Origin of the sequence: Paenibacillus aurantiacus (assembly GCF_042431225.1) — a bacterium.
GTDB lineage: Bacteria > Bacillota > Bacilli > Paenibacillales > Paenibacillaceae > Paenibacillus_Z > Paenibacillus_Z aurantiacus.
This window is the reverse complement of the sequence record NZ_JBHMDO010000010.1, coordinates 42,946-64,800: the sequence shown is the minus strand read 5'-3', so window position 1 is coordinate 64,800 and position 21,855 is coordinate 42,946. Positions and strand designations below refer to the sequence as shown.

The 21,855-nt window shown below is 57.1% G+C and carries 22 protein-coding genes; 19 read left to right on the top strand and 3 right to left on the bottom strand.

What is annotated here, in order from left to right; genetic code table 11:
* Positions 1-65 precede the first annotated feature (65 nt).
* From spoIVB to clpP, 4 genes are all read left to right on the top strand, one after another.
* A complete protein-coding gene (spoIVB, locus tag ACFFSY_RS05205) occupies positions 66-1,391 on the top strand; it encodes a SpoIVB peptidase (protein ID WP_377490917.1) in 1,326 nt (441 codons plus the stop codon).
* Positions 1,392-1,620: 229 nt separating this feature from the next.
* Complete coding sequence (gene spo0A / locus ACFFSY_RS05200; protein WP_377490914.1) at positions 1,621-2,448, top strand: sporulation transcription factor Spo0A; 828 nt, start codon at positions 1,621-1,623, stop codon at positions 2,446-2,448.
* A gap of 299 nt (positions 2,449-2,747) precedes the next feature.
* Positions 2,748-3,479, top strand: a complete 732-nt coding sequence (locus tag ACFFSY_RS05195) for an RNA polymerase sigma factor (RefSeq protein WP_377490911.1) — start codon at positions 2,748-2,750, stop codon at positions 3,477-3,479.
* Between the two features lie 81 nt (positions 3,480-3,560).
* Positions 3,561-4,145, top strand: a complete 585-nt coding sequence (gene clpP / locus ACFFSY_RS05190) for an ATP-dependent Clp endopeptidase proteolytic subunit ClpP (RefSeq protein WP_377490908.1) — start codon at positions 3,561-3,563, stop codon at positions 4,143-4,145.
* Between the two features lie 95 nt (positions 4,146-4,240).
* On the opposite strand, the gene ACFFSY_RS05185 is transcribed toward clpP, so the two are convergent.
* Positions 4,241-4,552 (bottom strand): DUF2627 family protein, encoded by a 312-nt coding sequence (locus tag ACFFSY_RS05185; RefSeq protein WP_377490905.1) that lies wholly within the window; start codon positions 4,550-4,552, stop codon positions 4,241-4,243.
* A gap of 230 nt (positions 4,553-4,782) precedes the next feature.
* Here ACFFSY_RS05185 and lpdA point away from each other — a divergent pair, with 230 nt between their 5' ends.
* From lpdA to ACFFSY_RS05155, 6 genes are all read left to right on the top strand, one after another.
* Positions 4,783-6,210 carry a dihydrolipoyl dehydrogenase gene (lpdA, locus tag ACFFSY_RS05180; RefSeq protein ID WP_377490902.1) on the top strand — a complete coding sequence of 476 codons (1,428 nt, stop codon included), beginning with the start codon at positions 4,783-4,785 and terminating at the stop codon, positions 6,208-6,210.
* Between the two features lie 153 nt (positions 6,211-6,363).
* Complete coding sequence (locus ACFFSY_RS05175) at positions 6,364-7,395, top strand: thiamine pyrophosphate-dependent dehydrogenase E1 component subunit alpha (RefSeq protein WP_377490899.1); 1,032 nt, start codon at positions 6,364-6,366, stop codon at positions 7,393-7,395.
* A gap of 1 nt (position 7,396) precedes the next feature.
* Complete coding sequence (locus tag ACFFSY_RS05170; RefSeq protein WP_377490896.1) at positions 7,397-8,380, top strand: alpha-ketoacid dehydrogenase subunit beta; 984 nt, start codon at positions 7,397-7,399, stop codon at positions 8,378-8,380.
* 283 nt (positions 8,381-8,663) lie between these two features.
* Positions 8,664-10,037, top strand: coding sequence for a dihydrolipoamide acetyltransferase family protein (locus ACFFSY_RS05165; protein WP_377490893.1), 1,374 nt, complete (start codon positions 8,664-8,666; stop codon positions 10,035-10,037).
* A gap of 16 nt (positions 10,038-10,053) precedes the next feature.
* The gene (lipB, locus tag ACFFSY_RS05160) at positions 10,054-10,776 is read left to right on the top strand and encodes a lipoyl(octanoyl) transferase LipB (protein WP_377490890.1); all 723 of its coding nucleotides are present in this window, start codon (positions 10,054-10,056) and stop codon (positions 10,774-10,776) included.
* Positions 10,777-10,929: 153 nt separating this feature from the next.
* Complete coding sequence (locus tag ACFFSY_RS05155) at positions 10,930-12,063, top strand: M20/M25/M40 family metallo-hydrolase (RefSeq protein ID WP_377490887.1); 1,134 nt, start codon at positions 10,930-10,932, stop codon at positions 12,061-12,063.
* 102 nt (positions 12,064-12,165) lie between these two features.
* Here the strand turns inward: ACFFSY_RS05155 and mciZ are convergent, their stop codons facing one another.
* Positions 12,166-12,306: a Z-ring formation inhibitor MciZ gene (mciZ, locus tag ACFFSY_RS05150; protein WP_377490884.1), complete on the bottom strand. Its 141-nt coding sequence runs from the start codon at positions 12,304-12,306 to the stop codon at positions 12,166-12,168.
* 167 nt (positions 12,307-12,473) lie between these two features.
* Between mciZ and ACFFSY_RS05145 the strand changes: the two genes are divergently transcribed.
* From ACFFSY_RS05145 to fur, 4 genes are all read left to right on the top strand, one after another.
* The gene (locus tag ACFFSY_RS05145) at positions 12,474-13,031 is read left to right on the top strand and encodes an NUDIX domain-containing protein (protein ID WP_377490881.1); all 558 of its coding nucleotides are present in this window, start codon (positions 12,474-12,476) and stop codon (positions 13,029-13,031) included.
* A 3-nt stretch (positions 13,032-13,034) separates the two neighbouring features.
* A complete protein-coding gene (locus tag ACFFSY_RS05140) occupies positions 13,035-14,243 on the top strand; it encodes an endonuclease Q family protein (protein WP_377490878.1) in 1,209 nt (402 codons plus the stop codon).
* A gap of 167 nt (positions 14,244-14,410) precedes the next feature.
* A complete protein-coding gene (gene spoIIM, locus ACFFSY_RS05135; RefSeq protein WP_377490875.1) occupies positions 14,411-15,064 on the top strand; it encodes a stage II sporulation protein M in 654 nt (217 codons plus the stop codon).
* A 91-nt stretch (positions 15,065-15,155) separates the two neighbouring features.
* Positions 15,156-15,617 carry a ferric iron uptake transcriptional regulator gene (fur, locus tag ACFFSY_RS05130; protein WP_377490872.1) on the top strand — a complete coding sequence of 154 codons (462 nt, stop codon included), beginning with the start codon at positions 15,156-15,158 and terminating at the stop codon, positions 15,615-15,617.
* Positions 15,618-15,706: 89 nt separating this feature from the next.
* Here the strand turns inward: fur and ACFFSY_RS05125 are convergent, their stop codons facing one another.
* The gene (locus tag ACFFSY_RS05125; RefSeq protein ID WP_377490869.1) at positions 15,707-16,909 is read right to left on the bottom strand and encodes a S8 family peptidase; all 1,203 of its coding nucleotides are present in this window, start codon (positions 16,907-16,909) and stop codon (positions 15,707-15,709) included.
* A gap of 218 nt (positions 16,910-17,127) precedes the next feature.
* Here ACFFSY_RS05125 and ald point away from each other — a divergent pair, with 218 nt between their 5' ends.
* From ald to ACFFSY_RS05100, 5 genes are all read left to right on the top strand, one after another.
* The gene (gene ald, locus ACFFSY_RS05120) at positions 17,128-18,243 is read left to right on the top strand and encodes an alanine dehydrogenase (RefSeq protein ID WP_377490866.1); all 1,116 of its coding nucleotides are present in this window, start codon (positions 17,128-17,130) and stop codon (positions 18,241-18,243) included.
* 283 nt (positions 18,244-18,526) lie between these two features.
* Positions 18,527-18,766 (top strand): DUF4227 family protein, encoded by a 240-nt coding sequence (locus tag ACFFSY_RS05115; RefSeq protein ID WP_377490863.1) that lies wholly within the window; start codon positions 18,527-18,529, stop codon positions 18,764-18,766.
* A gap of 87 nt (positions 18,767-18,853) precedes the next feature.
* Positions 18,854-19,753, top strand: a complete 900-nt coding sequence (xerD, locus tag ACFFSY_RS05110; RefSeq protein WP_377490860.1) for a site-specific tyrosine recombinase XerD — start codon at positions 18,854-18,856, stop codon at positions 19,751-19,753.
* 41 nt (positions 19,754-19,794) lie between these two features.
* Positions 19,795-20,970: a phosphopentomutase gene (deoB, locus tag ACFFSY_RS05105; RefSeq protein WP_377490858.1), complete on the top strand. Its 1,176-nt coding sequence runs from the start codon at positions 19,795-19,797 to the stop codon at positions 20,968-20,970.
* Positions 20,971-21,021: 51 nt separating this feature from the next.
* Positions 21,022-21,846, top strand: coding sequence for a purine-nucleoside phosphorylase (locus tag ACFFSY_RS05100; protein ID WP_377490855.1), 825 nt, complete (start codon positions 21,022-21,024; stop codon positions 21,844-21,846).
* The last annotated feature ends 9 nt before the right edge of the window (positions 21,847-21,855 follow it).

The window sequence follows — 21,855 nt, the reverse complement described above, 5'->3', positions numbered from 1 at the left end:
ATAAGTACGCAAATGGCGAACGCCTTTCTCGTCAAGCGAAAGTATGCACAGGGAGCGTGAAGTCATTGAATGCCAATCAGCGTAAGCGGTGGCTCGGTCTTGTTCTCGTATTCTTCGTTTGCGTGCTTGGTCTTTCCTCCCCCTTTCAACATTTCGCCGCATTCCCGAACGAACTTCGTTTGTTCTCCGGCCAGTTGAAACAGTTAGACTATGGCATGCCTGTCCATGCACAAGTAACTGTTGACCCGTCGATCCTTCACGTGAATGGTTCAAAAGGCCGGTCGTTGTCAGTTGATTTGAACAAGCCGTTGTCTTTGCAGACCGAACACAGCGGCGAAACGACGATGAAGTTGAAGTTATTCGGCAAAATACCATTCAAAACCGTGAAAGTAAACGTTGTGCCTGATCTTCGTGTTATACCGGGCGGTCAAACGATTGGCGTCAAAGTAAAGTCAGCCGGCATCATGATCGTAGGCCATCATCAAGTGGTTTCCTCCAAAGGTGTAAAGGTTTCGCCCGGTGAACTCGCCAATTTGCAGCTAGGTGATCTTATCACGCATATTAACGGGAAGTCCGTAAACGAAGTGAAGCTGGTAGCCAATCTTACCGAGCAAGCAGGCAAAGCCAAGAAGCCGCTGGTACTTACAGTGAAACGCGGTGATCGTACATTTGACACAAAGCTCGACCCGGTTTTCGATGCCGAGGACCAAGCCTGGCGGTTAGGACTGTACATTCGCGATTCGGCGGCAGGCGTAGGAACGCTTACGTTTTATGCTCCGGATCAAGGCGTATATGGCGCCTTAGGTCATGTCATTACCGACATGGACACGCAAACGCCGATTGAAGTTGGAGAAGGACAAATTCTCCAGTCGCATGTTACTTCGATTAACAAGAGCCAAAATGGCGAACCAGGGGAGAAGCGAGCTACTTTCGTCAAAGAAGGCAAAGTACTTGGCAATATCGAACGGAACACACCGTTTGGGATATTTGGCAAAATGAGCGAGCAACCGACGCACAGCTATGATTCACAGTCGCTACCGGTCGCGTTCGCGGAAGAGGTAAAAGAAGGACCGGCGCAGTTGCTCACTGTCGTGAACGGTCAGAAGGTCGAACGATTCAATGTGGAGATCGTGCATGTCACGAAACAAGCGTCACCCGCTACGAAAGGCATGGTCATTAAGATTACGGATCCTCGGCTCATCGAGCAGACGGGCGGCATCGTTCAAGGGATGTCTGGCAGTCCGATAATTCAGAACGGAAAATTGATCGGCGCGGTGACGCATGTGTTCGTCAACGATCCGACTTCAGGATATGGATGTTTCATTGAGTGGATGCTGCAAGACGCGGGCATATTGCTCAAGACGGAGGGGACAAATCTTAAGGCGGCTTAAGCCCCTTAGGATTTGTTTTTTGTTAGTTATTTGTCGAATACGAACGAAAAAAGAATGATCTTGTTGTAAATTTTCCATTATAATTCATCCGAAAATAAAAATAAACAAAAATATTATTCGACAGAAGGAATTTACTTCAAAGTGTCGAAAATGTTAGTCAGCAGAAAAGAAGTGAACTTAAATACGCATTGAGTATATACCGTTTACTAACACTAAGGAGGATTTTACCTTGCAAAGAATCGAAGTTCTACTTGCTGACGATAACCGAGAGTTTACGAACTTGCTGTCTGAATACATTTCGGAACAAAGCGACATGGTCGTGACCGGAATTGCTTATAACGGCGAAGAAGTACTTCGCTTGCTAGAAGAATCCCGCAAAGCGCCGGACGTCCTTATTTTAGATATTATTATGCCTCATCTCGACGGATTGGGCGTATTGGAACGTTTGAGAGAACTGAATCTGTCCCCAATGCCGAAGATCATAATGCTCACGGCATTCGGCCAGGAGAACATTACGCAGAAAGCCGTTCAGCTGGGCGCCTCGTATTACATACTGAAACCATTCGATATGGAAATACTGGCGAATCGTATCCGTCAATTGGTTGGCAACGCGACGGCAATGTCCGGATCGGGTGCGAGCGTGTTCAGCGGCAGTTCTTCGATGGTGAAATCGTCTTCCAATGTCGTGCCGCTCGCCAAAGGCAAAAATCTGGATGCGAATATTACAAGCATCATTCACGAAATCGGTGTGCCTGCGCATATTAAAGGCTATCAATATTTGCGGGAAGCGATTACAATGGTGTACAACAATATCGAGATCCTCGGGGCCATCACGAAGACGCTGTATCCGGCGATCGCGGAGAAATTCAAAACAACGCCATCTCGTGTAGAGCGTGCCATCCGTCATGCCATTGAAGTGGCTTGGACGCGCGGCAACATCGATAGCATCAGCCATCTGTTTGGCTACACAATCAACATCAGCAAGTCGAAGCCAACAAACTCCGAGTTCATCGCCATGGTCGCCGACAAGCTGCGGATCGAGCACAAGGTGTCGTGAGAGCGTAAGAACGAATAACATAAAATTAGCCGCCCGCCGAATGGAATGTTCGGCGGTTTTTTGTTGCCGGCACCTGAACAGCTGGATACGGCTACTGCGCCATGTACGTTAATCAATGGTCATCTATAAGTGCCGAATCAGCAAGGCGTTGAACAACGTAACCGTGTACCGTTAACCCTCACACTGAGCGACAATGAAGGCCGATGCATGATGGGAAATAATAAATTTTTCGTCACCCCGTATCTTAAGACGTCCCCTGTTCGTTTACACTATAAGCAACGAAGGAAGGAGGAGCTCCAATGTCGACTAGCGATCAGGCTGTGTCTTCGGCGCAATGGCGCCAAGATTTATACCGGTATTGTAAGCGGCTTACGTCTTCCGATTGGGAAGCCGAGGATCTGGTTCAGGAGACCAGTTTGCGTGTGCTTGCTTATTTGACCGGCGAGCGACGACATCCAAATCTGCAAGCCCTTCTGCTGCGCACGGCTAAAAATATATGGATCGACCAGTGCCGCCGACAGCGCAAGCTCCAGACCATCCTGCATGAACAGCTGCAAGTCGGCAACGAGGCTGAGGATGGCATGTCGAAGTCCGGTATGGAGACCGAGCAGCTGCTTGGCGCTTTGAATCGTTCGCTAAGCCCGCTCCAACTGACGATTTTTCTGCTGCGGGATGTTTTTCAATATACGGCGATCGAAACGGCGAGACTGCTGAACACGTCTGAAGGTGCAGTGAAAGCTGCTTTATTACGAGCAAGGCGAGGTCTGGCTCGAATTCGCGTTCAGCTGATGTCGGAAGAGAGGTTCGAGGAGCGACGTTCCGAGAAGGAACGACAATTTGTACGGGCGTATACCGAAGCCTTTCAAAGTGCGAATACGGCCGGACTCGTGGTCCTTGCGTTAACGCAGATGCAACCTGCAGAGCAGACGACCGTTGCGGTCGGAATGCCGGGGATCGGGATGGGTCAAACAAGCAGCGGATATACCCGGGCAGACGCCACATCCATGGTTATGGCCATGTGGGCGGCATAGATTCGAACGAAAGCAGTACGGCCTTATTCACGAGGCGCCGGAACTGCTTTTTTTTATTCCTAACTTTAAGGAGGCACGACCATGACATTGATTCCTTACGTGGTTGAACAAAGCGGCAGAGGCGGAGAACGCAGCTATGATATCTATTCCCGGCTGCTGAAGGATCGAATTATTATGGTGAGCGGTGAGATCGAAGATAACATGGCGAACGCGATTGTGGCGCAGCTGCTTTTCTTGGCCGGCGATGACCCGGATAAAGATATTCAAATGTACATCAACTCGCCTGGCGGCTCTGTAACGGCCGGATTCTCAATTTATGATACGATGCAGTATATTAAGCCGGATGTGTCGACGATCTGTACGGGATTCGCAGCAAGCTTCGGTGCCATACTGCTCGCGGGCGGGGCGAAAGGCAAGCGGTACGCGCTGCCGAACAGTGAGATTATGATCCATCAGCCGCTTGGCGGAGCAAGAGGACAGGCGAGCGACATTCAAATTCATGCGAACTGGATCATTCGGACGCGCGCCAAAATCAATGAGCTGCTCGCGGGGCATACAGGGCAGTCGATCACGCAAATTGAGCAGGACTCCGATCGCGACCGGTACATGAGTGCGGAAGATGCCAAAAATTATGGTCTCGTCGACGCGATCATTTTGAAGGCATAGCACACATAAATACCTCTTGGTGACGACAGATGACAACAAACGGCCCCTTATCGCTCGATTGCGGTAAGGGGCCGTTCTCGTTGCAGTCGCTACGATCACGACCCGGATTGTCCAGCGCCGGGCCGAGGCGGGCGAGGACGTTTCTGACGGAAGCGAGGGGCGACGTAATTGCGCTTGCGGTCTCGGAAGAACGTCCAACCGCCGATAAAGCCGACGCCGACTCCGAAGAGCAAGAAGCCCGCGATAAAGCGTCCGAATTCGAAGCTGCGTGCGGCGGCTTCTTCATGGGCGAACGAAGAAAAATAATGAAAGACGGCATCTTTCATAAGCAGAAAACCGTACGTGGCGCCAATGCCTGGAATAACGAGCAATAAAATCGCGATGAAGCGGGCTATAACGGGTTTCATGTTCGAGGTAGAGCCTCCTGCGCGTAGTCGTCCGTAATGGGTTCCAATATCCGGTATAAATCCGCACGCCGCCGTTCAAGCGCGGGCAGGTTCGGATTACCTTCTATCCTATCATACTCCTTTGGAGACAAGGTTGTCTATTTGCGGGCGGCGCGTGGTTTTCCCGGAGAATGAAAAAAGGTACAATAGGAGGTGGGAAGGCAAAAATCGGCGTAAGGAGCTTTGGCGAGATGACAATACAATGCGATATTGCAGTCCTTGGGGGCGGCATTGCGGGATATACGGCAGCCATACGCGCGGCGCAAGCGGGCAAGAAGGTCGTGCTGATCGAGAAAGAGAAGCTGGGCGGGACATGCCTGCACAAAGGCTGCATCCCAAGCAAGGCGCTGCTGCGCAGCGCGGAAGTGTTCGCCACGCTGAAGAAGGCGGATCACTTCGGCCTTCGAGTTGCGGATGACGCCGTAGCGGTCGACTTTGGCGGCGTGCAGGCGCGCAAGGAACAGACGGTCGATCAATTGTACCGCGGATTGCAGCACCTGATGAAGAAAAATAACATCGAAGTCGTGAACGGCAGCGGACGGGTTATCGGGCCGTCGATCTTCTCGCCGAGAAGCGGAAGCGTGGCCGTTGAATTGGCGGACGGCGAGATGGAGACGGTCGTGTCGGCGAACCTGATCATCGCGACAGGTTCCAGACCGCGCACTCTACCCGGCCTGCCGCATGATGGAGAGCGAGTGATGACAAGCGACGACGCGCTGCGGATGGAGCAGCTGCCGGACTCGATCCTTATCGTGGGCGGCGGCGTTATCGGCGTGGAGTGGGCCTCGATGCTGGCGGACTTCGGCGTCCGCGTGACGATCGTGGAGACGGCGCCCCGATTGCTCGCGGCGGAAGACCCGGATGTGTCGGCAGAGCTTGCCAAACAGCTGAAGCGGCGCGGCGTGCACGTGCTGACGGGCATTAGCCTGAAGCTCGATACGTATACATACGAGGAAGGACAGGTGTCCATCGAGGCGACCAGCGGCGAGGAGACGATTCGGCTCCAAGCGGAGCGGATGCTCGTATCCGTCGGCCGCCAGGCGAATACGGAAGGCATTGGGCTCGAGAACACGGATGTGCAGATCGTGGACGGCGCGGTGAAAGTGAACGGATATTATCAGTCGACAGAACCTCACATCTATGCCGTGGGCGACGTGAACGGCGGACTTCAGCTCGCTCATGCGGCCGCGCATGAAGCATTGATCGCGGTCGATCATATTCTAGGTGGCAAGGAAAGCGCCGGGGATTCGAGTCTCGTGCCGAGGTGCATTTATTCCCGTCCCGAGATCGCTTCAGTCGGGATAACGGAGGAAGAAGCGCGTAAGCGGGGACATCAGATCAAAGTCGGACGCATTCCGTTCCAGGCGATCGGCAAGGCGCTTGTGCTGGGCGATCCGGAAGGGTTCGCCAAGGTAGTAGCAGACGCGCAAACCCATGATATCCTGGGCGTCCATCTGATTGGCGCACACGCGACGGATCTGATCTCTGAGGCGTCGCTCGCCATGCTGTTGAACGCTGCGCCGTGGGAGGTCGGAGCGGTCATTCACCCTCATCCGACGCTGTCGGAAGCGATCGGCGAAGCGATGCTCGCCGTGGACGGCAAAGCGATCGCGTTCTAACGCGTCGATCGGACAAGCTTGCCCGGCGAGCCGGCCGTCTTGGCTAGAGCTCTGCACCTGTCCGTCAACATTTCCTTTTTTGCTCTATTCGGGTATAATGAAATCAAATCTTAGTACCAGGTTTTAAGAGTAGCTAAAAGGAGGGGTTCCCACATGACACCAACTGGGTCCACCCAGCAAGCGTCCAGACATGCGGAGCTCGGCTTATCGGATGATCAAGCTATTGATATGTATGCAACCATGCTAACCGCTCGGAAGTTCGACGAGCGTAATTTGCTGCTTCAACGCGCAGGCAAGATCAACTTTCACGTATCGGGGATCGGCCAGGAGCCGGCGCAAGTCGCGGCTGCGTTCGCCCTCGATCGCGAGCAGGACTATTTCCTTCCCTATTACCGGGATTACGGCTTCGTGCTCGGCGTCGGCATGACGGTGCGCGAGCTGATGCTTTCGGTGTTCGCCAAGGCGGAAGACCCGAACAGCGGCGGCCGCCAAATGCCAGGACATTTCGGGCACAAGAAGCTGCGGATCGTCACGGGCTCGAGTCCGGTTACGACGCAGGTGCCGCATGCAGTCGGCATCGCGCTGGCCGCGAAGATGAAACGCAAGAAGTTCGTGTCGTTCGTCACGTTCGGCGATGGCTCGAGCAACCAGGGCGACTTCCACGAAGGCTGCAACTTCGCGGGCGTGCATAAATTGCCAGTTATCATCATGTGCGAGAACAACCAGTACGCAATCTCGACGCCTCTGCATAAGTCGGTATCGGGCAATATCTATGAGCGGGCGATCGGCTACGGCTTCCCGGGTATACGCGTGGACGGTAACGATCCGCTCGAGGTGTACCGGGTCGTGAAGGAAGCGCGCGAGCGCGCGGTCGCGGGCGAGGGCCCGACGCTGATCGAAGCGATGATGTATCGGCTGTCGCCGCATTCCACGTCGGATAACGATTTGGCATACCGGACGAAGGAAGAGGTCGACGAGCATCGCGCGAAGGACGGCGTCCTGCACTACAAGCAATATTTGATCGACTGCGGCATCTGGAACGAAGAGAAGGATCTTGAGCTCCAGCAGAAGATCCGCGCCGTTATCGACGACGCGACCGAGTACGGCGATCGAGCACCGTTCCCTCAGCCGGAGAGCGTCCTGCGCCACGTATATGCGGAAGACGACCGCGAAGGGGGACGTTAAGATGGCAAGAATGGAATATATCGACGCGATTCGCCTGGCGATGAAGGAAGAGATGGAGCGGGACGAGGACGTATTCGTACTCGGCGAGGACGTCGGCGTTAAGGGCGGCGTGTTCACGACGACCAAGGGGCTGCAGGAGCAGTTCGGCGAAGAGCGCGTGCTCGATACGCCGCTATCTGAATCGGCCATCGCCGGCGCCGCGATCGGAGCGGCCATGTACGGCATGAAGCCGATCGCCGAGATGCAGTACTCGGACTTCATGTTCCCGGCGACGAACCAGATCATCAGCGAAGCGGCTAAGATTCGTTACCGGTCCAACAACGACTGGACGTGTCCGCTCGTCATCCGCGCGCCGATTGGCGGCGGAATCTTCGGCGGGTTGTATCACTCCCAGTGTCCGGAATCGGTCTTCTTCGGCACGCCGGGTCTGAAGATCGTCGCGCCTTACACGGCGTATGACGCCAAGGGGCTGCTGAAGGCGGCGGTCCGCGATCCGGATCCGGTGCTGTTCTTCGAGAACAAGAAGTGCTACAAGCTCGTGACCGGTGAGGTGCCGGAGACCGACTATGTCGTGCCGATCGGCAAAGCCAACGTGCTGCGCGAAGGCGACGATATTACGGTAATCAGCTATAGTCTGCCGCTGCACTTCGCGCTCGAAGCGGCGGAGGAGCTGGCCCAGGAAGGCATCTCGGCGCATATTCTCGATTTGCGCACGCTGCAGCCGCTCGACAAGGAAGGTATTCTGGAGGCGGCACGCCGTACAGGCAAAGTCCTCATTATTCATGAAGATAACAAATTCGGCGGCATCGGCGGCGAAGTATCGGCGATTCTGGCCGAAGAGATGCTCTACGAGCTGGATGCGCCGATCATGCGTCTATGCGGTCCGGACGTGCCGGCGATGCCGATCAACCCGCCGGGCGAGAAGTTTTTCATGCTCAACAAAGAGAAGGTCAAAGAAGCGATGCGCCATCTGGCGCAATATTAAAGCGAAGACGGCTGCCGGCGGTTCTTGAAATACAGGAATTTATAAGTTACATGCTTACAAATAACCCTATATTTCATTTCGCTGAATGCTGCATTCCCAATCTTCGAATTGGGACGCAATCCAATCTGCTTTTCCAGAATGAAACGCGCGCTGCCGCAAAGACGGCGTTAGCCGTTTCATTTTGCGTCTACCAGGAAGCTGCCGGCTATTGCGGCGGCTTTCTTCTCGAATGCGGCGCATGCAAGATCCGCATAGACGCATACAACGTTCAGGAGTTGATACGATGAAAACCGTAACGGAAGTCATCATGCCGCAGCTGGCCGAGTCGCTGGTGTCGGCTACGATCGACAAGTGGCTGAAGCAGCCGGGGGATCCGGTCGACATGTACGAGCCGATCGCCGAAATCATAACGGATAAGGTGACGGCCGAGCTGCCGTCGACGTTGCGGGGAACGCTGGTCAAAATATTGGCAGGCGCTGGCGAGACTGTGCCGGTCGGCGCGCCGATCTGCCTAATCGAGACGGTAAGCGAGAACGCACCGGCCGCATCAACACAAGGTGGCGCGAACGCGGGAATTCGTGGAACCGAGTCCGCAAGCGGCGTATACACATCGGACCAAGCCCAGCCGCAAGGTGATCAATCCATGCGAAGCCGATACTCGCCAGCCGTCCAGCAGCTGGCCGCCGAGCACAAGCTGGATTTGACGCTTATCCCGGGCACGGGATTAGGCGGGCGCATTACGCGCAAGGACGTGCTGGCCTATGTCGCGGCAGGCGGCGCCGGCCGGCAGCAACCGCAGTCGGCGCCTCAAGCACCTGCTGCGGCGGCATCGCCAGTCGTCCAAGGCTCGTCGCAGACGGAAGACGCAACGCATGTCGCGGTGCGTTCGAGCGGGCTGCATTTGTCCGAGACGCCGCGCATTCCACAGGTGGAAGTGGAAGGCCAGCCGATACCGGGCCGCGGCGAGACGTTCATCGACATCACGCCGATCCGCAATACGATCGCCCAGAAGATGCGCCAGAGCGTGACGGAAATTCCGCACGGCTGGATGATGATCGAGGTCGATGTGACCAACCTCGTCGTCGCGCGCAATAAGCTGAAGGACGAATTCATGAAACGCGAAGGCATCAATCTGACGTACCTCGCGTTCTTTATCAAGGCGGTCGTCAACGCCATCAAGGAATATCCGATCATTAACTCGGTGTGGGCGGTCGACAAAATCATCGTCAAGCGCGACATCAATATTTCGCTGTCGGTCGGTACGGAAGACTCCGTCATAACGCCGGTCATCAAGAACGCCGATCAGAAGAATATCGCCGGTCTGGCCCGTGAGATCGATGTGCTCGCCCGCAAGACGCGCGAAGGCAAGTTAAAGCTGGACGACGTGCAGGGCGGGACGTTTACGGTCAACAATACCGGCTCATTCGGCGCGATTTTGACCCAGCCGATCATCAATTACCCGCAAGCGGCCATCATTACATTCGAATCGATCGTGAAGCGTCCAGTCGTTATTAATGACATGCTCGCCGTCCGTTCCATGGCGAACGTCTGCTTGTCGCTGGACCACCGGATTTTGGACGGCGTCATTTGCGGCCGGTTCCTGCAGAAGGTGAAAGAGACGCTCGAGGCGTTCGACGCGGAGACGAAACTGTATTGAAACGAGGCGATGAAGCATGACGACGGCCAATGCGAGAACGCTCGATGTCAGCTATGATCAATTGATCGGCTATGCTGATGCCTGGGAGATGCAGAAGGCGTATGTGAAGGGGATCGACAAGGAGGAGCGCGGCGAGAGGCTGATGCTCCTTCAGCATCCGCCAACATACACCATCGGTTCGCAGCGACATCCGGAGCATCTGTTATATTCGGAGGATGAACTGCGGGAACGCGGCATCGAGATGTTCGAGATCGATCGGGGCGGGGATATCACGTACCATGGACCCGGACAGCTCGTCGGCTATCCGCTCCTGTATTTGGACGCAGTCGGTCTTGATCTGCATGCGTATTTGCGGCAGTTGGAGCAGGTCATCATCGACTGGCTGGCGGATTACGGCATTGTAGGCGGGCGGAAACCGGAATATACGGGGGTTTGGGTCGGTGACGCGAAGATCGCGGCCATCGGCGTGAAGTTTAACAAATGCCGTGCCCGCCGCGGCTTCGTTACTAGCCACGGCTTCGCGCTGAACGTGCGGGCAGGCATCGGGGAAGAAGGATTTAAAGGTATTATTCCGTGCGGCATTCAAGAGTACGCTGTTACGTCGTTCGCGGATGTCACGGGCATCCACTTGTCCGTTGAACGGGCGGCGAGGGAGCTTATCCCGCACTTCTGCCGTCTGTTCGGGTTCGAAGCTAGGACGCCGGAGGCATTACTGGAAGATCCAGCCAATGCTAAATAGCAGCGTCGATAGCAACATGGATATAATAACGAACCAGACGAACACTTTAGCAAGCCGGTTAACGCGCATGATCGATGTCTCCTTTCGATATCGAGATAGGGATGGCTACTGCTACTAACATTGTAAACGATAGATACGGATGGAGGAAAGCCAATGGTATCGCAAGACCGGTTGGTCGAGCATTTCATGTCGCTGGTCCGGGTGGACAGCGAGACGAAGCACGAACGCGACATTTGCGACGTGCTGACGAAGCAGTTTCGGGAATTGGGGCTGACGGTCGAAGAAGACGACGCGGCTGCGAAGACAGGCCATGGCGCAGGCAATCTCATCGTGAAGCTGAACGCGAGCGGGGCGGACAACGCCGTGCCCATCTTCTTCACGTCCCATATGGATACGGTGACGCCGGGCAAAGGCATTAAGCCGCAGCTGGACGCAGACGGTTATATCCGCAGCGACGGCACGACGATTCTCGGCGCGGACGACAAGGCCGGGTTAGCGGCGATGTTCGAAGCGATCCGCGTGTTGAAGGAGAACGGGATCGCGCACGGGCCGATCCAGTTCATCATCACGGTCGGCGAAGAGTCCGGGCTCGTCGGCGCAAGCGTGCTGGACCGCTCGAAGATTGAAGCGAAGTTCGGCTACGCGCTCGATTCCAACGGCGAGATCGGCTCCATCGCGGTTGCGGCGCCATCGCAGGCAAAGGTGACGATCGAATTTTTCGGCAAATCGGCTCATGCCGGCGTCAATCCGGAGAAGGGCATCAGCGCGATTCAAGTGGCGGCGAAAGCGATCTCGCGCATGCCGCTCGGGCGCATTGACCACGAGACGACGGCGAATATCGGGCGGTTCGAAGGCGGCGGCGCGACGAACATCGTGTGCGACTACGTGAAGCTCGAAGCGGAAGCGCGCAGCATCGTGCAATCGAAGCTGGACGCGCAGGTAGCGGCAATGAAGGAAGCGGCGGAAGCCGTTGCGGTGGAATTCGGCGCGACTGCGGGCTTCGTCAGCAAGCTGATCTATCCGGCCTACCAATACGGCGAGGGCGACCCGGTCGTGGAACTGGCGAAGACGGCGATCGGCAATATCGGCGGAACGCCGCGGCTGTTCCATTCCGGCGGCGGCAGCGACGCGAATATTTTCAACGGACTCGGCGTGCCAACGGTGAACCTCGCGGTTGGCTATGAAGAGATCCATACAACCAAAGAACGGATCAAGGTCGAGGATCTCGTCAAGACGACCGAGCTCGTACTCGAAATCATCAAGCTGGCGGCGCAGAAGCAAGCCTAAGGCAAGCAAGAGCCGGACGTGGCGCCACGTCCGGCTCTTTTTTATGGCGATATGAATAGGCGGAAGTCCGATACGCAAAGGTAACGATGCGACAGGGAGGCGTTATTGCGGGCCTACTGGCTGGCGGCTCCCAAGATATTCGCCGAGCGTACGACCTTCCGCCATCATGCTGCGGAGCCGGGAACGGATTTCCCACGCTTTGCCGACGAGGGTTAATTGATGGGAGACGGAAAATTGTTTCATGGTCATTCCCTCCTTAATATGGTATTAATCCCAAATGGGTCCGTCGTAAGCAGATGAATTTGATATAATGAAGATTATGCGCAGGCAGGACATGATATGCATAATAAGCAGGACAAGAAGTAAGTAGAACGTAATAGCCCTCGCATAACTAAAGGAGGAACCAGCACATGTTGAAGAATACGGAAGAATTCCGTGAGCCTACGGTAAGCACGCAGCCGATATTCGAAGGGAAAATCATTTCGCTTCAGGTAGATACCGTTCGCCTGCCGGACGGGAACACGGCGACGCGCGAGATCGTGCGTCATCCGGGTGCCGCCGCGGTGCTCGCGCTGATCGACGACAAGATGCTCGTCGTGGAGCAATACCGCAAGCCGATGGAGAAGTTCCAGGTCGAGATTCCAGCGGGCAAGCTGGATGCAGGCGAAGACCCAATGGCCGCGGCGGCGAGAGAGCTGGAAGAAGAGACCGGATACCGGGCCGGGAAGCTGCGTCCGCTCAGCGCGTTCTACACGTCGCCGGGGTTCGCCGACGAGAAGCTGTACGTCTACATCGCGGAGGAATTAACGCTTGGCGAGAGCCGTCCGGACGAGGATGAATACTTGAATGTGAGTGCCATTACGTTCGACGAAGCGCAGCAATATATCCGGGAAGAACGCATTAGCGATGCCAAGACTGTGCTGGCTGTCTATGCGTGGCATATCTACCGATTGACAGGGGAGATTTAACCGATGACGGGGCAGCCGCTGTCGCGCGTCTTCGCGGATTTACATATTCATATCGGCAGCACGAGTCGCGGCGAAGCGGTCAAAATCAGCGGCAGCCGGGATTTGACGTTCAGCCGGATCGCTCACGAGGCAGCACATCGCAAAGGCATTGGGCTGCTTGGCATCATCGATTGTCATTCGCCGGGCGTGCAGGCGGATATCGCGGACTGCCTTGAGACAGGCGAAATGGCCGAGATCGACGGAGGCGGCATCCGGTATCAGGATACGACGATCCTGCTCGGTTCCGAGATCGAGGTGAAGGAGCCGGGGAGGGGGGCCGCGCATTACTTGGCGTTCCTGCCGACTTTTGCGCTAATGCGTGACTTTACGACTTGGATGAGCCGGCATATGCGCAATGTGCAGCTGAGCTCGCAACGGATCTACGTGCCTACGCGAGAACTGCAGCGGGAAGTGAGGGCGCGTGGCGGATTGTTCATACCTGCCCATGTCTTCACGCCGCACAAGAGCTTGTATGGCAGCTGCACGGACTATATGAGCGAAGTGCTGGATCCGGAATTGGTGGACGCGGTCGAGCTCGGCTTGTCCGCCGACAGCACGATGGCTGGTCTGATTCCAGAGCTGGACGGCTTGCCGTTCGTCACCAATTCGGACGCGCATTCGCTCTCGAAGATCGGACGGGAATATAACGAGCTGCGGTTGCATGAGCCGTCGTTCCGCGAGCTCGAATTGGCTCTGAAGAATCGGGATGGGCGGCAGATATCGGCTAATTACGGCTTGAACCCGCTGCTTGGGAAGTACCATCGTACCTATTGCCTCAATTGCGGATCGCTGGCGGAGGAGGAGACGAGCACGGAGCGCTGCGCGCAATGCGGAAGTCCGAAGCTCACTCGGGGCGTCATGGACCGGATCGAAGAGCTTGGCGCGCTTCAAGGGCGCACCGAAACGTATGTGCCGGATGGCCGGCCGCCTTACGTTTATCAGGTACCGCTGGAGTTCGTGCCGGGCATTGGCAAGGCGGCCATGGCGAAGCTGCTCGACCGGTTCGGCACCGAAATGAACGTCCTGCACGATGCGTCCGAAGATGAAATTGCGATGGCCGTGCCAGCTCGGGCAGCGGCGATGATCGTACAAGCCAGGGAAGGGACGCTGGCGCTCGATGCGGGCGGCGGCGGACGTTATGGACGGGTGACGAGAAGCGGCAATGACGGATAAGCGCCAATTCGCGCCATACGGCTAACCAGCAGCGCTTGACGTCCTCTGGCAACGGACGGATATTGAACGAGAGAAGCGGCAGTCAACCGAGACGGACTTGGGCAAAGGTCATAGCTTCGCAGGGGTACTCATATAATGGGGTACAAGCCTGTGAAGGAGGTGTGCAGGTGGGATCGCCGGTTCGCGGGTCGCTTGTACGAGATCAATTGACGCTTTATATATTCGTCTCCGTGTTGTTTGTCGTGGGCAGCGTCTTCGGCGCGCTGCTCGTCAGCGCGCTCACGCTTGACCAGCAGCAGAAGCTTGCCACCGAGGTGGGACAATTCGCGCTTCGTCTCCAGGAAGGGGCGACGCTGGACGGGGCAGATGCCTTCTGGGATCGCGCATTGTTCCACGCCAAATGGCTTGTACTCGTCTGGGTGCTCGGCATAACGGTTGTCGGGATGCCGCTTGTGCTGGCGCTCGACTTTCTGAAAGGCGTGCTCGTCGGGTTCGCGATCGGGACGCTCGTCAGCCAGCATGAATGGAAAGGACTGCTGTTCGCGCTCGTCTCCGTTGCGCCGCAAAATCTCATCGTGGTGCCGGCGCTCTTGATCGCCAGCGTCTCGGCGCTGTCCTTCTCGCTGTTCATCGTCAAAGGCAGGCTGCTCGGCAGCTCAGGGACGCTCGCGCAGCCGCTCCTGTCGCATACGTCGACGGTCGTCGCCATGGTGCTTGTCATCGGCGCGGCCGCCCTGGTGGAAGCGTTCGTATCCCCGGGATTGCTGCGATGGGCAGCTCCGCTGCTGGACAATTCCGGATTCATATCAGGTTTGGAATGATTCTAAAAAAAATTGACTTTCCTCGCGAAGTGCCCCTATAATGAAAGCAAATGTTCCGGCGATGGGTACTAGCCATGCGAGGGGGGAAACCATGGAATCCCGGATTGATAAAATCAAGCAGCAGCTGCAGTCACAAGGGTATAAACTTACCCCGCAGCGTGAGGCGACCGTACGCGTCTTGCTCGAGAACGAAGAGGATCACTTGAGCGCCGAGGACGTGTTTATGCTCGTTAAGGACAAAGCGCCCGAAATCGGGCTTGCGACCGTATATCGAACGCTCGAGCTCTTAAGCGAACTGCACGTCGTGGAGAAAATGAATTTCGGCGACGGCGTAGCGCGTTACGATCTCCGAACGGATAATAACAAGCATCACCACCATCATCTGATCTGCGTGCAGTGCGGCACGATGACCGAAATATTGGAGGACTGGCTCGGACCGCTAGAAGAGCGGCTCGAGAAGGAATACGGTTTCCAAGTTATCGACCACCGTCTTGATTTCCAAGGCGTCTGCAGCAAATGCCGTCAGAAGAACGATAGTCAGCAACAGCAATAACTCCCATGTGCAGCGTGCGCCGAGTTTAGCGCGCGCCGCGCAAAGGGAGTTTTTTTGCGTTCGAGAACGACCTATTTGGTAATAGCTGGTTACGCCCGTGAGGCAGGGCGTCTGCGGCATATCTTCCTCGCGCTGACCGCATCGGCGAGCTGGAGCAATCCGGCGCCTTGCGCTAGCGTGCTGTAGCCAGGGAGCCTACGAGCCGCGTTCTTCAGCTTGCGGGCGACGCATTTCGGCTTCAGGCCCGGATAACGTGCCAGCATCAGCGCCGCGCCGCCTGTCACGTGCGGGGCGGCCATGCTGGTGCCGCTCATGATCGCGTAGCCGCCGCCAGGTTTGTTCGAGCGGATCAAATTGCCGGGTGCGGTAAGCGCAATGCCTTTGCCGCGGCTGCTGAACGAGGCAATCCGGTTGGCGCGTGTCGAGGCGGCGACGGCCAGCGTCTGCGGATATCGGGCAGGCGCGTCCAGACCGACGTCGAGCGGCCCGTTATTGCCCGCCGACGCGACGAGCACGATACCGCGTTGATAGGCTTGGCGGACGGCTGCTTGCAATGCGGGACTTTCGCCGCCTAGCAAGCCGAAGCTCATGTTGATGACCTGCATACGGTTGCGGATGCACCATTCGATGCCTTCAATAATGTCGGAGATGAAGCCGCTTCCGGTCGCATCGAGCACTTTGACCGCATAGAGCGCGGCGCGGGGCGCCACGCCATACTGCTGGCCTTTCGCGCCGCGGGCGGCGGCGATGCCGGCAACGTGCGTGCCATGGCCGTTATCGTCACGAAAGGAGCCGCCCGTGATCGTATTGACGCCTCCGCTGACGCTCACGTCAGCGTTCGGGCCAATACCGGTATCGAGAATGGCGATTCTCACGCCTGCGCCTTTCGTCGCCCTCCATACGGAAGGAGCTTGCACGCGACAAACATTCCAGGGCACTTGAGCCGATTGTTTCACCGGGGCATTCATCTTGCCGGAGACGTTGCGAGTCTTGCGCGGCGTGCGGATGGCTGACGTTAGCGTGTGAGCGGCGGCCCGACCGTCTTTCTCGACGAAATGCACGTGGGGATGGCGGCGCAGCGCCGCAAGCGCACGCTGCTGCGCGGGATCGACTTGTGCGCAGATCAGGCGGCTGTACCGCAGTGTCTTGTGCGGCTGAATGCCGCTTGCCCGTAATTCGGCTACACAAGCATCGTAATGCTTGCGATGCGTGAAGCGGATGAGCGCACGCTCGGTGCCGCGCCCGGCAGATGAGGCCGCGCAACCTGCGATTAATCTCGCTGTACTAGGCAAATATCCTTCCTCCTCGAAGTTCGTTTTACGCTTAATGCGACTTTGTACGGTGTATTCATTGTATGAGGCGCTTGCCGCGGAGGTTGGTCCATTCGCCTGCAGTTCACATATTTGGGGATGGCGTTGGACAACGTAACGGAAGGACTGTCAATCCCGAAGTCGGATGCATAGAAGGGCAGAAGAATGCATGCCGATAACGGTCGGAGGAGGAAATCGTGATGCTGATCGGCGTACCGAAGGAGATAAAAGCGAATGAATACCGCGTCGCGCTAACGCCAGCTGGCGCCAGCATGCTGAAGGCGGCCGGACATCGCGTGATCGTGCAATCCGGAGCGGGGGACGGAAGCGGGTTCGGTGACGAACTATACGCAGCCGAAGGCGCGGAGATCACGGACGGCGCGTCCGAGGTGTGGGCCGGCGCGGACATGATTATGAAGGTGAAAGAACCGCTGCCGGAAGAATTCGGTTTCTTCAAGGAAGGGCTGCTGCTCTTCACGTACTTGCACTTGGCGGCGGCGCCGGCGCTAGCCAAGGCGCTTGCTGATGCGAAAGTGACGGGCGTCGCGTACGAGACGATCCAGCTGCCCGGCGGAGGTCTGCCGCTGCTAACCCCGATGAGCGAGGTGGCGGGGCGAATGGCGGTGCAGGTCGGCGCGCACTATTTGGAAGCTTATTTCGGCGGAAGAGGCATCCTGCTCGGCGGCGTGCCAGGCGTGCCGCCCGCGGAAGTCATCGTGCTCGGCGGGGGGATCGTCGGCTTGAACGCGGCGCGAATGGCGCTGGGCATGGGGGCGAGCGTGACGTTGCTTGAACGCAGCGCAGAGCGGATGCGCTATATCGATGAAGTGTTCGCGGGGCGAATCCATACGTTGATGTCGAATCCGTACAATATCGCCAATGCCGTCAAGAAAGCGGATCTGCTGATCGGCGCCGTGCTCATTCCGGGCGCGCGCGCACCGCATTTGGTCACCGAGGCGATGGTGCAGACGATGAAGAAAGGCGCGGTCATCGTTGATGTCGCCGTTGACCAAGGCGGGACAATCGCCACGATCGACAGGGTGACGACGCATAGCGATCCCGTGTACGAGAAGCATGGCGTGCTCCACTATGCGGTCGCGAACATGCCGGGAGCCGTGCCGCGCACCTCCACCTTCGCGTTGACCAACGTTACGCTTCCGTACGCGCTCGAGCTCGCAGGCAAAGGCTTCGAGGCTGCGGCGAAGGCAAGCGAGCCGCTGCGCAAAGGCGTGAATACGTACAAAGGCCACGTTACCTATAAGCCGGTTGCCGAAGCGGTGTCCCTGCCATATGTAGACCTTGCGACGCTGCTTTAACAAAGATAGACACTCGGCCGAAGCGACATCGCCTACTGATGAGCGGCGAGTCTTCCGTACTTGGGAAGCTGCATGGACATGATTGCTAGACCCCCAGCATAACATGGAGAAGACAAAGGCGAGACGCGCTGTCTGTCGCCGACTTTAGAGACGGTGCAGCGCGTTTCATCCGGAGGAATAAGAGGCGTGCGTTTCGCGTATTACATTGATCATTTTTGCGCCCTCTTATTTAGGACAAACCGCCGGCGGCGGTCTTCTCTTTTTTATGCAGAAGGGGGTAATCGTGTTGTTCGTCTTTTCCGCGCGCCGCTGGTTCCGAAGAGCGGCATTCGTAATTTTGCTTGTTCTTGCCACGTTCGTCATGTATAATGGCTGTCGCGTCTTGGGTCAGTGGATTGTACCGTCAGATCCGTATCGGGTGCCGCAGGGCGCGGCGCTCAAGGTGTTTGGATCCTCGAGCTACGCGGTTCACGAGCCGACCTTCGCCGATCGGCTCCGGTTGTTTTACTGGTACGGCGAGTAAGGCGGTTTATCGTCCCAGGCAGGAGATTGGCCCCTTTCTGCGGAATATAGCTAGTCGTGGACTCGCGTCCGAAGAAAGGATCGATCTATGAGAGCGCATATGCAAACCTTTATCCGGTATTTGGAAAACGACCGCAAGTTATCCCGCAACACGCTGGATTCCTATGAACGCGACTTGGCCGGTTTTGCCGAGTATGCGGAGTCGCTCGGACTGATCCGACCGGAACATATTCAGCAGCACCATTTGACGATGTACGTGCAGTCGCTTCGCCAACAGGGCAGAGCAGTGGCTACGGTATCCCGGCATATGGTGTCGCTTCGTTCGTTTTTTCAATATTTGACGCGCAGTCGCGTCCTTGTGTACGATCCGTCGCTGCATTTGGAGACGCCCAAGCCCGAGAAACGGACGCCGCTTATCCTGCCGATCGCGGATATCGAGAAATTGCTCGCCGCCCCGGATGGCCAGTCGCCGGCTGGCGCGCGCGACCAAGCGATGCTCGAAGTGCTGTATGCGACCGGCATCCGGGTTAGCGAGCTAATTTCGCTGCAGCTTGGGGACGCGAATGTTCCGCTCGGTTTTATTCGCTGTACGGGGATGGGGGACAAGGAGCGGATTATTCCGCTGGGCCGCCTGGCATGCGACGCGCTGGCTGCCTATTTGGACGGACCAAGAGACGGCTTGCTGAAGCAGGGCAGCGACGAGCAGGCGCTATTCCTCAATCAACAGGGCCATGCGATGACGAGGCAGGGCTTCTGGAAGCTGATCAAGAAATACGCCCAGGAAGCCGGCATCGAGGCGGATATTACCCCGCATACGCTGCGGCATTCGTTCGCCGCGCATCTGCTCGAGAACGGAGCAGACCTGAGATCGGTACAAGAAATGCTCGGCCACGCCGACATTTCGACAACCCAAATTTATATGGGGATGGGCAAAGCGCGCATCAAAGACGTGTACAACCAGTCCCATCCCAGGGCGAAAGTGAAGTAAACGCGGCGGGCGCATACGGCGCCGCGCAAGGAGAGGACACCATGACATTTAAACGGATGACCGTAATCGTACTCGACAGCGTCGGCATCGGCGAACTGCCGGATGCGGCTGCTTTCGGCGATACAGGCTCGCATACGATCGGCCATATTTTGGAGCGGATGCCGCAGCTGGCGCTGCCCAACTTGAGAAGCTGGGGCTTGGACCGGATCGCGCAGCTCGGCGACTGGAAGAGCGAAGCGGCACCGCGGGCGTACTACGGCAAGATGGCCGAAGTATCCGTCGGCAAGGATACGATGACAGGACACTGGGAATTGGCGGGTCTCAAGGTGACGGTGCCGTTCCGCACGTTCGAGAACGGATTCCCGGAGGAGCTGCTCGCGGCATTTGAAGCGAAGACCGGCCGAGGCGTGCTCGGCAATAAGGCGGCAAGCGGGACGGAAATTTTGGACGAGCTGGGCGAAGAGCAGATGAAGACCGGCAAGTGGATTGTCTATACCTCGGCCGACAGCGTCTTCCAGATTGCTGCGCATGAGGGCATCATTCCGCTTGAGGAATTGTACGAAGCATGCCGAATCGCCCGCGAGCTAACGCTCGATGATCGATACGCGGTCGGCCGCGTCATTGCCAGACCCTATGTGGGCGAGCCAGGCGCGTTCAAACGGACGCCGAACCGCCATGATTACGCGGTCGATCCGCCGGAACCGACCGTTTTGAATGCGCTTCAGGATAAAGGGCTGGACGTTATTTCCGTCGGCAAAATCAACGACATCTTTAGCGGCCACGGCATTACCGAGTCCCATCCGACCAAGAGCAATGCGGATGGCATCCAGAAGACGATCGACGCCCTGGCGCGTCCGTTCGAAGGCCTGCTGTTCACGAACCTGGTCGACTTTGATTCGCTGTATGGCCATCGCCGCGATCCGATTGGGTATGGCCAGGCGCTGGAAGAGTTCGACCGCGCGCTTCCTGAACTTGTGAGCAAGCTCGCCTCGGACGACCTGCTTATCGTGACGGCCGACCACGGCAACGATCCGGTGCACCCCGGCACGGACCACACGCGGGAATACGTGCCGCTGCTCGTGTACGGCCCGTCTCTACAGTCGCCGGGATCGCTTGGCGTTCGCGCTACATTCGCGGACGTCGCGGCGACGATCGCCGACAATTTTGGGGCGAAGGCGCCTGCTAATGGCACATCGTTCCTTGCTTCGCTCGTATAACACTGACATCAGGCATGCGGTCTGTACGGCCGCATAAGGAGGAGCTTTCCCATGAACGTATTAACAGCTGCACAAATCAAAGAAGCAGCCGCTTATATTCAGTCCAAAACTTCGATTCAACCCGAGATCGGGCTCATCATGGGCTCGGGTCTTGGCGTGCTGGGCGATTATATCGAGAACCCGGTTGTCATCCCTTACCATGACATCCCGCATTTCCCGGTATCGACAGTCGAAGGCCATGCCGGCGAGCTGCTGATCGGGACGTTGGCCAATCGTCCGGTCGTGCTGATGCGCGGGCGATTCCATATGTACGAAGGCTACGGCCCTGAGCTGACGGCGTTCCCTGTGCGCGTCATGAAGGCGATCGGCGCAAGCAAGCTGGTCGTGACGAACGCCGCGGGCGGCATCAACACGAACTTCCAAGCCGGGGACCTGATGCTGATTAGCGACCAGATTAACCTGACCGGACGCAACCCGCTGATCGGTCCGAACGATAATGAGCTTGGCGTGCGTTTCCCGGATATGTCGGAAGCTTACAGCGGGCGTCTGCGCACGCTGGCACGGGAAGTGGCGAAGCAGCAAGGTTTCGACGTGCAAGAAGGCGTATACTTGAGCGTGCTTGGTCCTTCGTACGAAACACCGGCCGAAATCCGGATGATGCGGACGCTTGGCGCGGATGCCGTCGGGATGTCGACAGTAGCGGAAGTAATTGCGGCGCGCCATGCAGGGCTGGAAGTACTGGGTATTTCCTGTATCAGCAACATGGCATCGGGTATTTTGAACCAGCCATTGTCCCACGATGAGGTCATGGAGACGACCGAAGCGGTCAAATCCCGATTCCTCGGACTCGTGCAGGGCGTAGTGCCGCTGATTTAGTCCCGGTCT

Bases quoted from the DNA above. Each gene is read 5' to 3' on its own strand.
- ACFFSY_RS05165 (WP_377490893.1), top strand. From the start codon at position 8,664: ATGAAAACCGTAACGGAAGTCATCATGCCGCAGCTGGCCGAGTCGCTG.
- ACFFSY_RS05145 (WP_377490881.1), top strand. From the start codon at position 12,474: ATGTTGAAGAATACGGAAGAATTCCGTGAGCCTACGGTAAGCACGCAG.
- ACFFSY_RS05155 (WP_377490887.1), top strand. From the start codon at position 10,930: ATGGTATCGCAAGACCGGTTGGTCGAGCATTTCATGTCGCTGGTCCGG.
- lipB (WP_377490890.1), top strand. From the start codon at position 10,054: ATGACGACGGCCAATGCGAGAACGCTCGATGTCAGCTATGATCAATTG.
- ACFFSY_RS05140 (WP_377490878.1), top strand. From the start codon at position 13,035: ATGACGGGGCAGCCGCTGTCGCGCGTCTTCGCGGATTTACATATTCAT.
- clpP (WP_377490908.1), top strand. From the start codon at position 3,561: ATGACATTGATTCCTTACGTGGTTGAACAAAGCGGCAGAGGCGGAGAA.
- ACFFSY_RS05100 (WP_377490855.1), top strand. From the start codon at position 21,022: ATGAACGTATTAACAGCTGCACAAATCAAAGAAGCAGCCGCTTATATT.
- ACFFSY_RS05195 (WP_377490911.1), top strand. From the start codon at position 2,748: ATGTCGACTAGCGATCAGGCTGTGTCTTCGGCGCAATGGCGCCAAGAT.
- ACFFSY_RS05175 (WP_377490899.1), top strand. From the start codon at position 6,364: ATGACACCAACTGGGTCCACCCAGCAAGCGTCCAGACATGCGGAGCTC.
- ACFFSY_RS05185 (WP_377490905.1), bottom strand. From the start codon at position 4,552: ATGAAACCCGTTATAGCCCGCTTCATCGCGATTTTATTGCTCGTTATT.
- xerD (WP_377490860.1), top strand. From the start codon at position 18,854: ATGAGAGCGCATATGCAAACCTTTATCCGGTATTTGGAAAACGACCGC.
- mciZ (WP_377490884.1), bottom strand. From the start codon at position 12,306: ATGAAACAATTTTCCGTCTCCCATCAATTAACCCTCGTCGGCAAAGCG.
- ald (WP_377490866.1), top strand. From the start codon at position 17,128: ATGCTGATCGGCGTACCGAAGGAGATAAAAGCGAATGAATACCGCGTC.
- fur (WP_377490872.1), top strand. From the start codon at position 15,156: ATGGAATCCCGGATTGATAAAATCAAGCAGCAGCTGCAGTCACAAGGG.
- lpdA (WP_377490902.1), top strand. From the start codon at position 4,783: ATGACAATACAATGCGATATTGCAGTCCTTGGGGGCGGCATTGCGGGA.
- ACFFSY_RS05170 (WP_377490896.1), top strand. From the start codon at position 7,397: ATGGCAAGAATGGAATATATCGACGCGATTCGCCTGGCGATGAAGGAA.
- deoB (WP_377490858.1), top strand. From the start codon at position 19,795: ATGACATTTAAACGGATGACCGTAATCGTACTCGACAGCGTCGGCATC.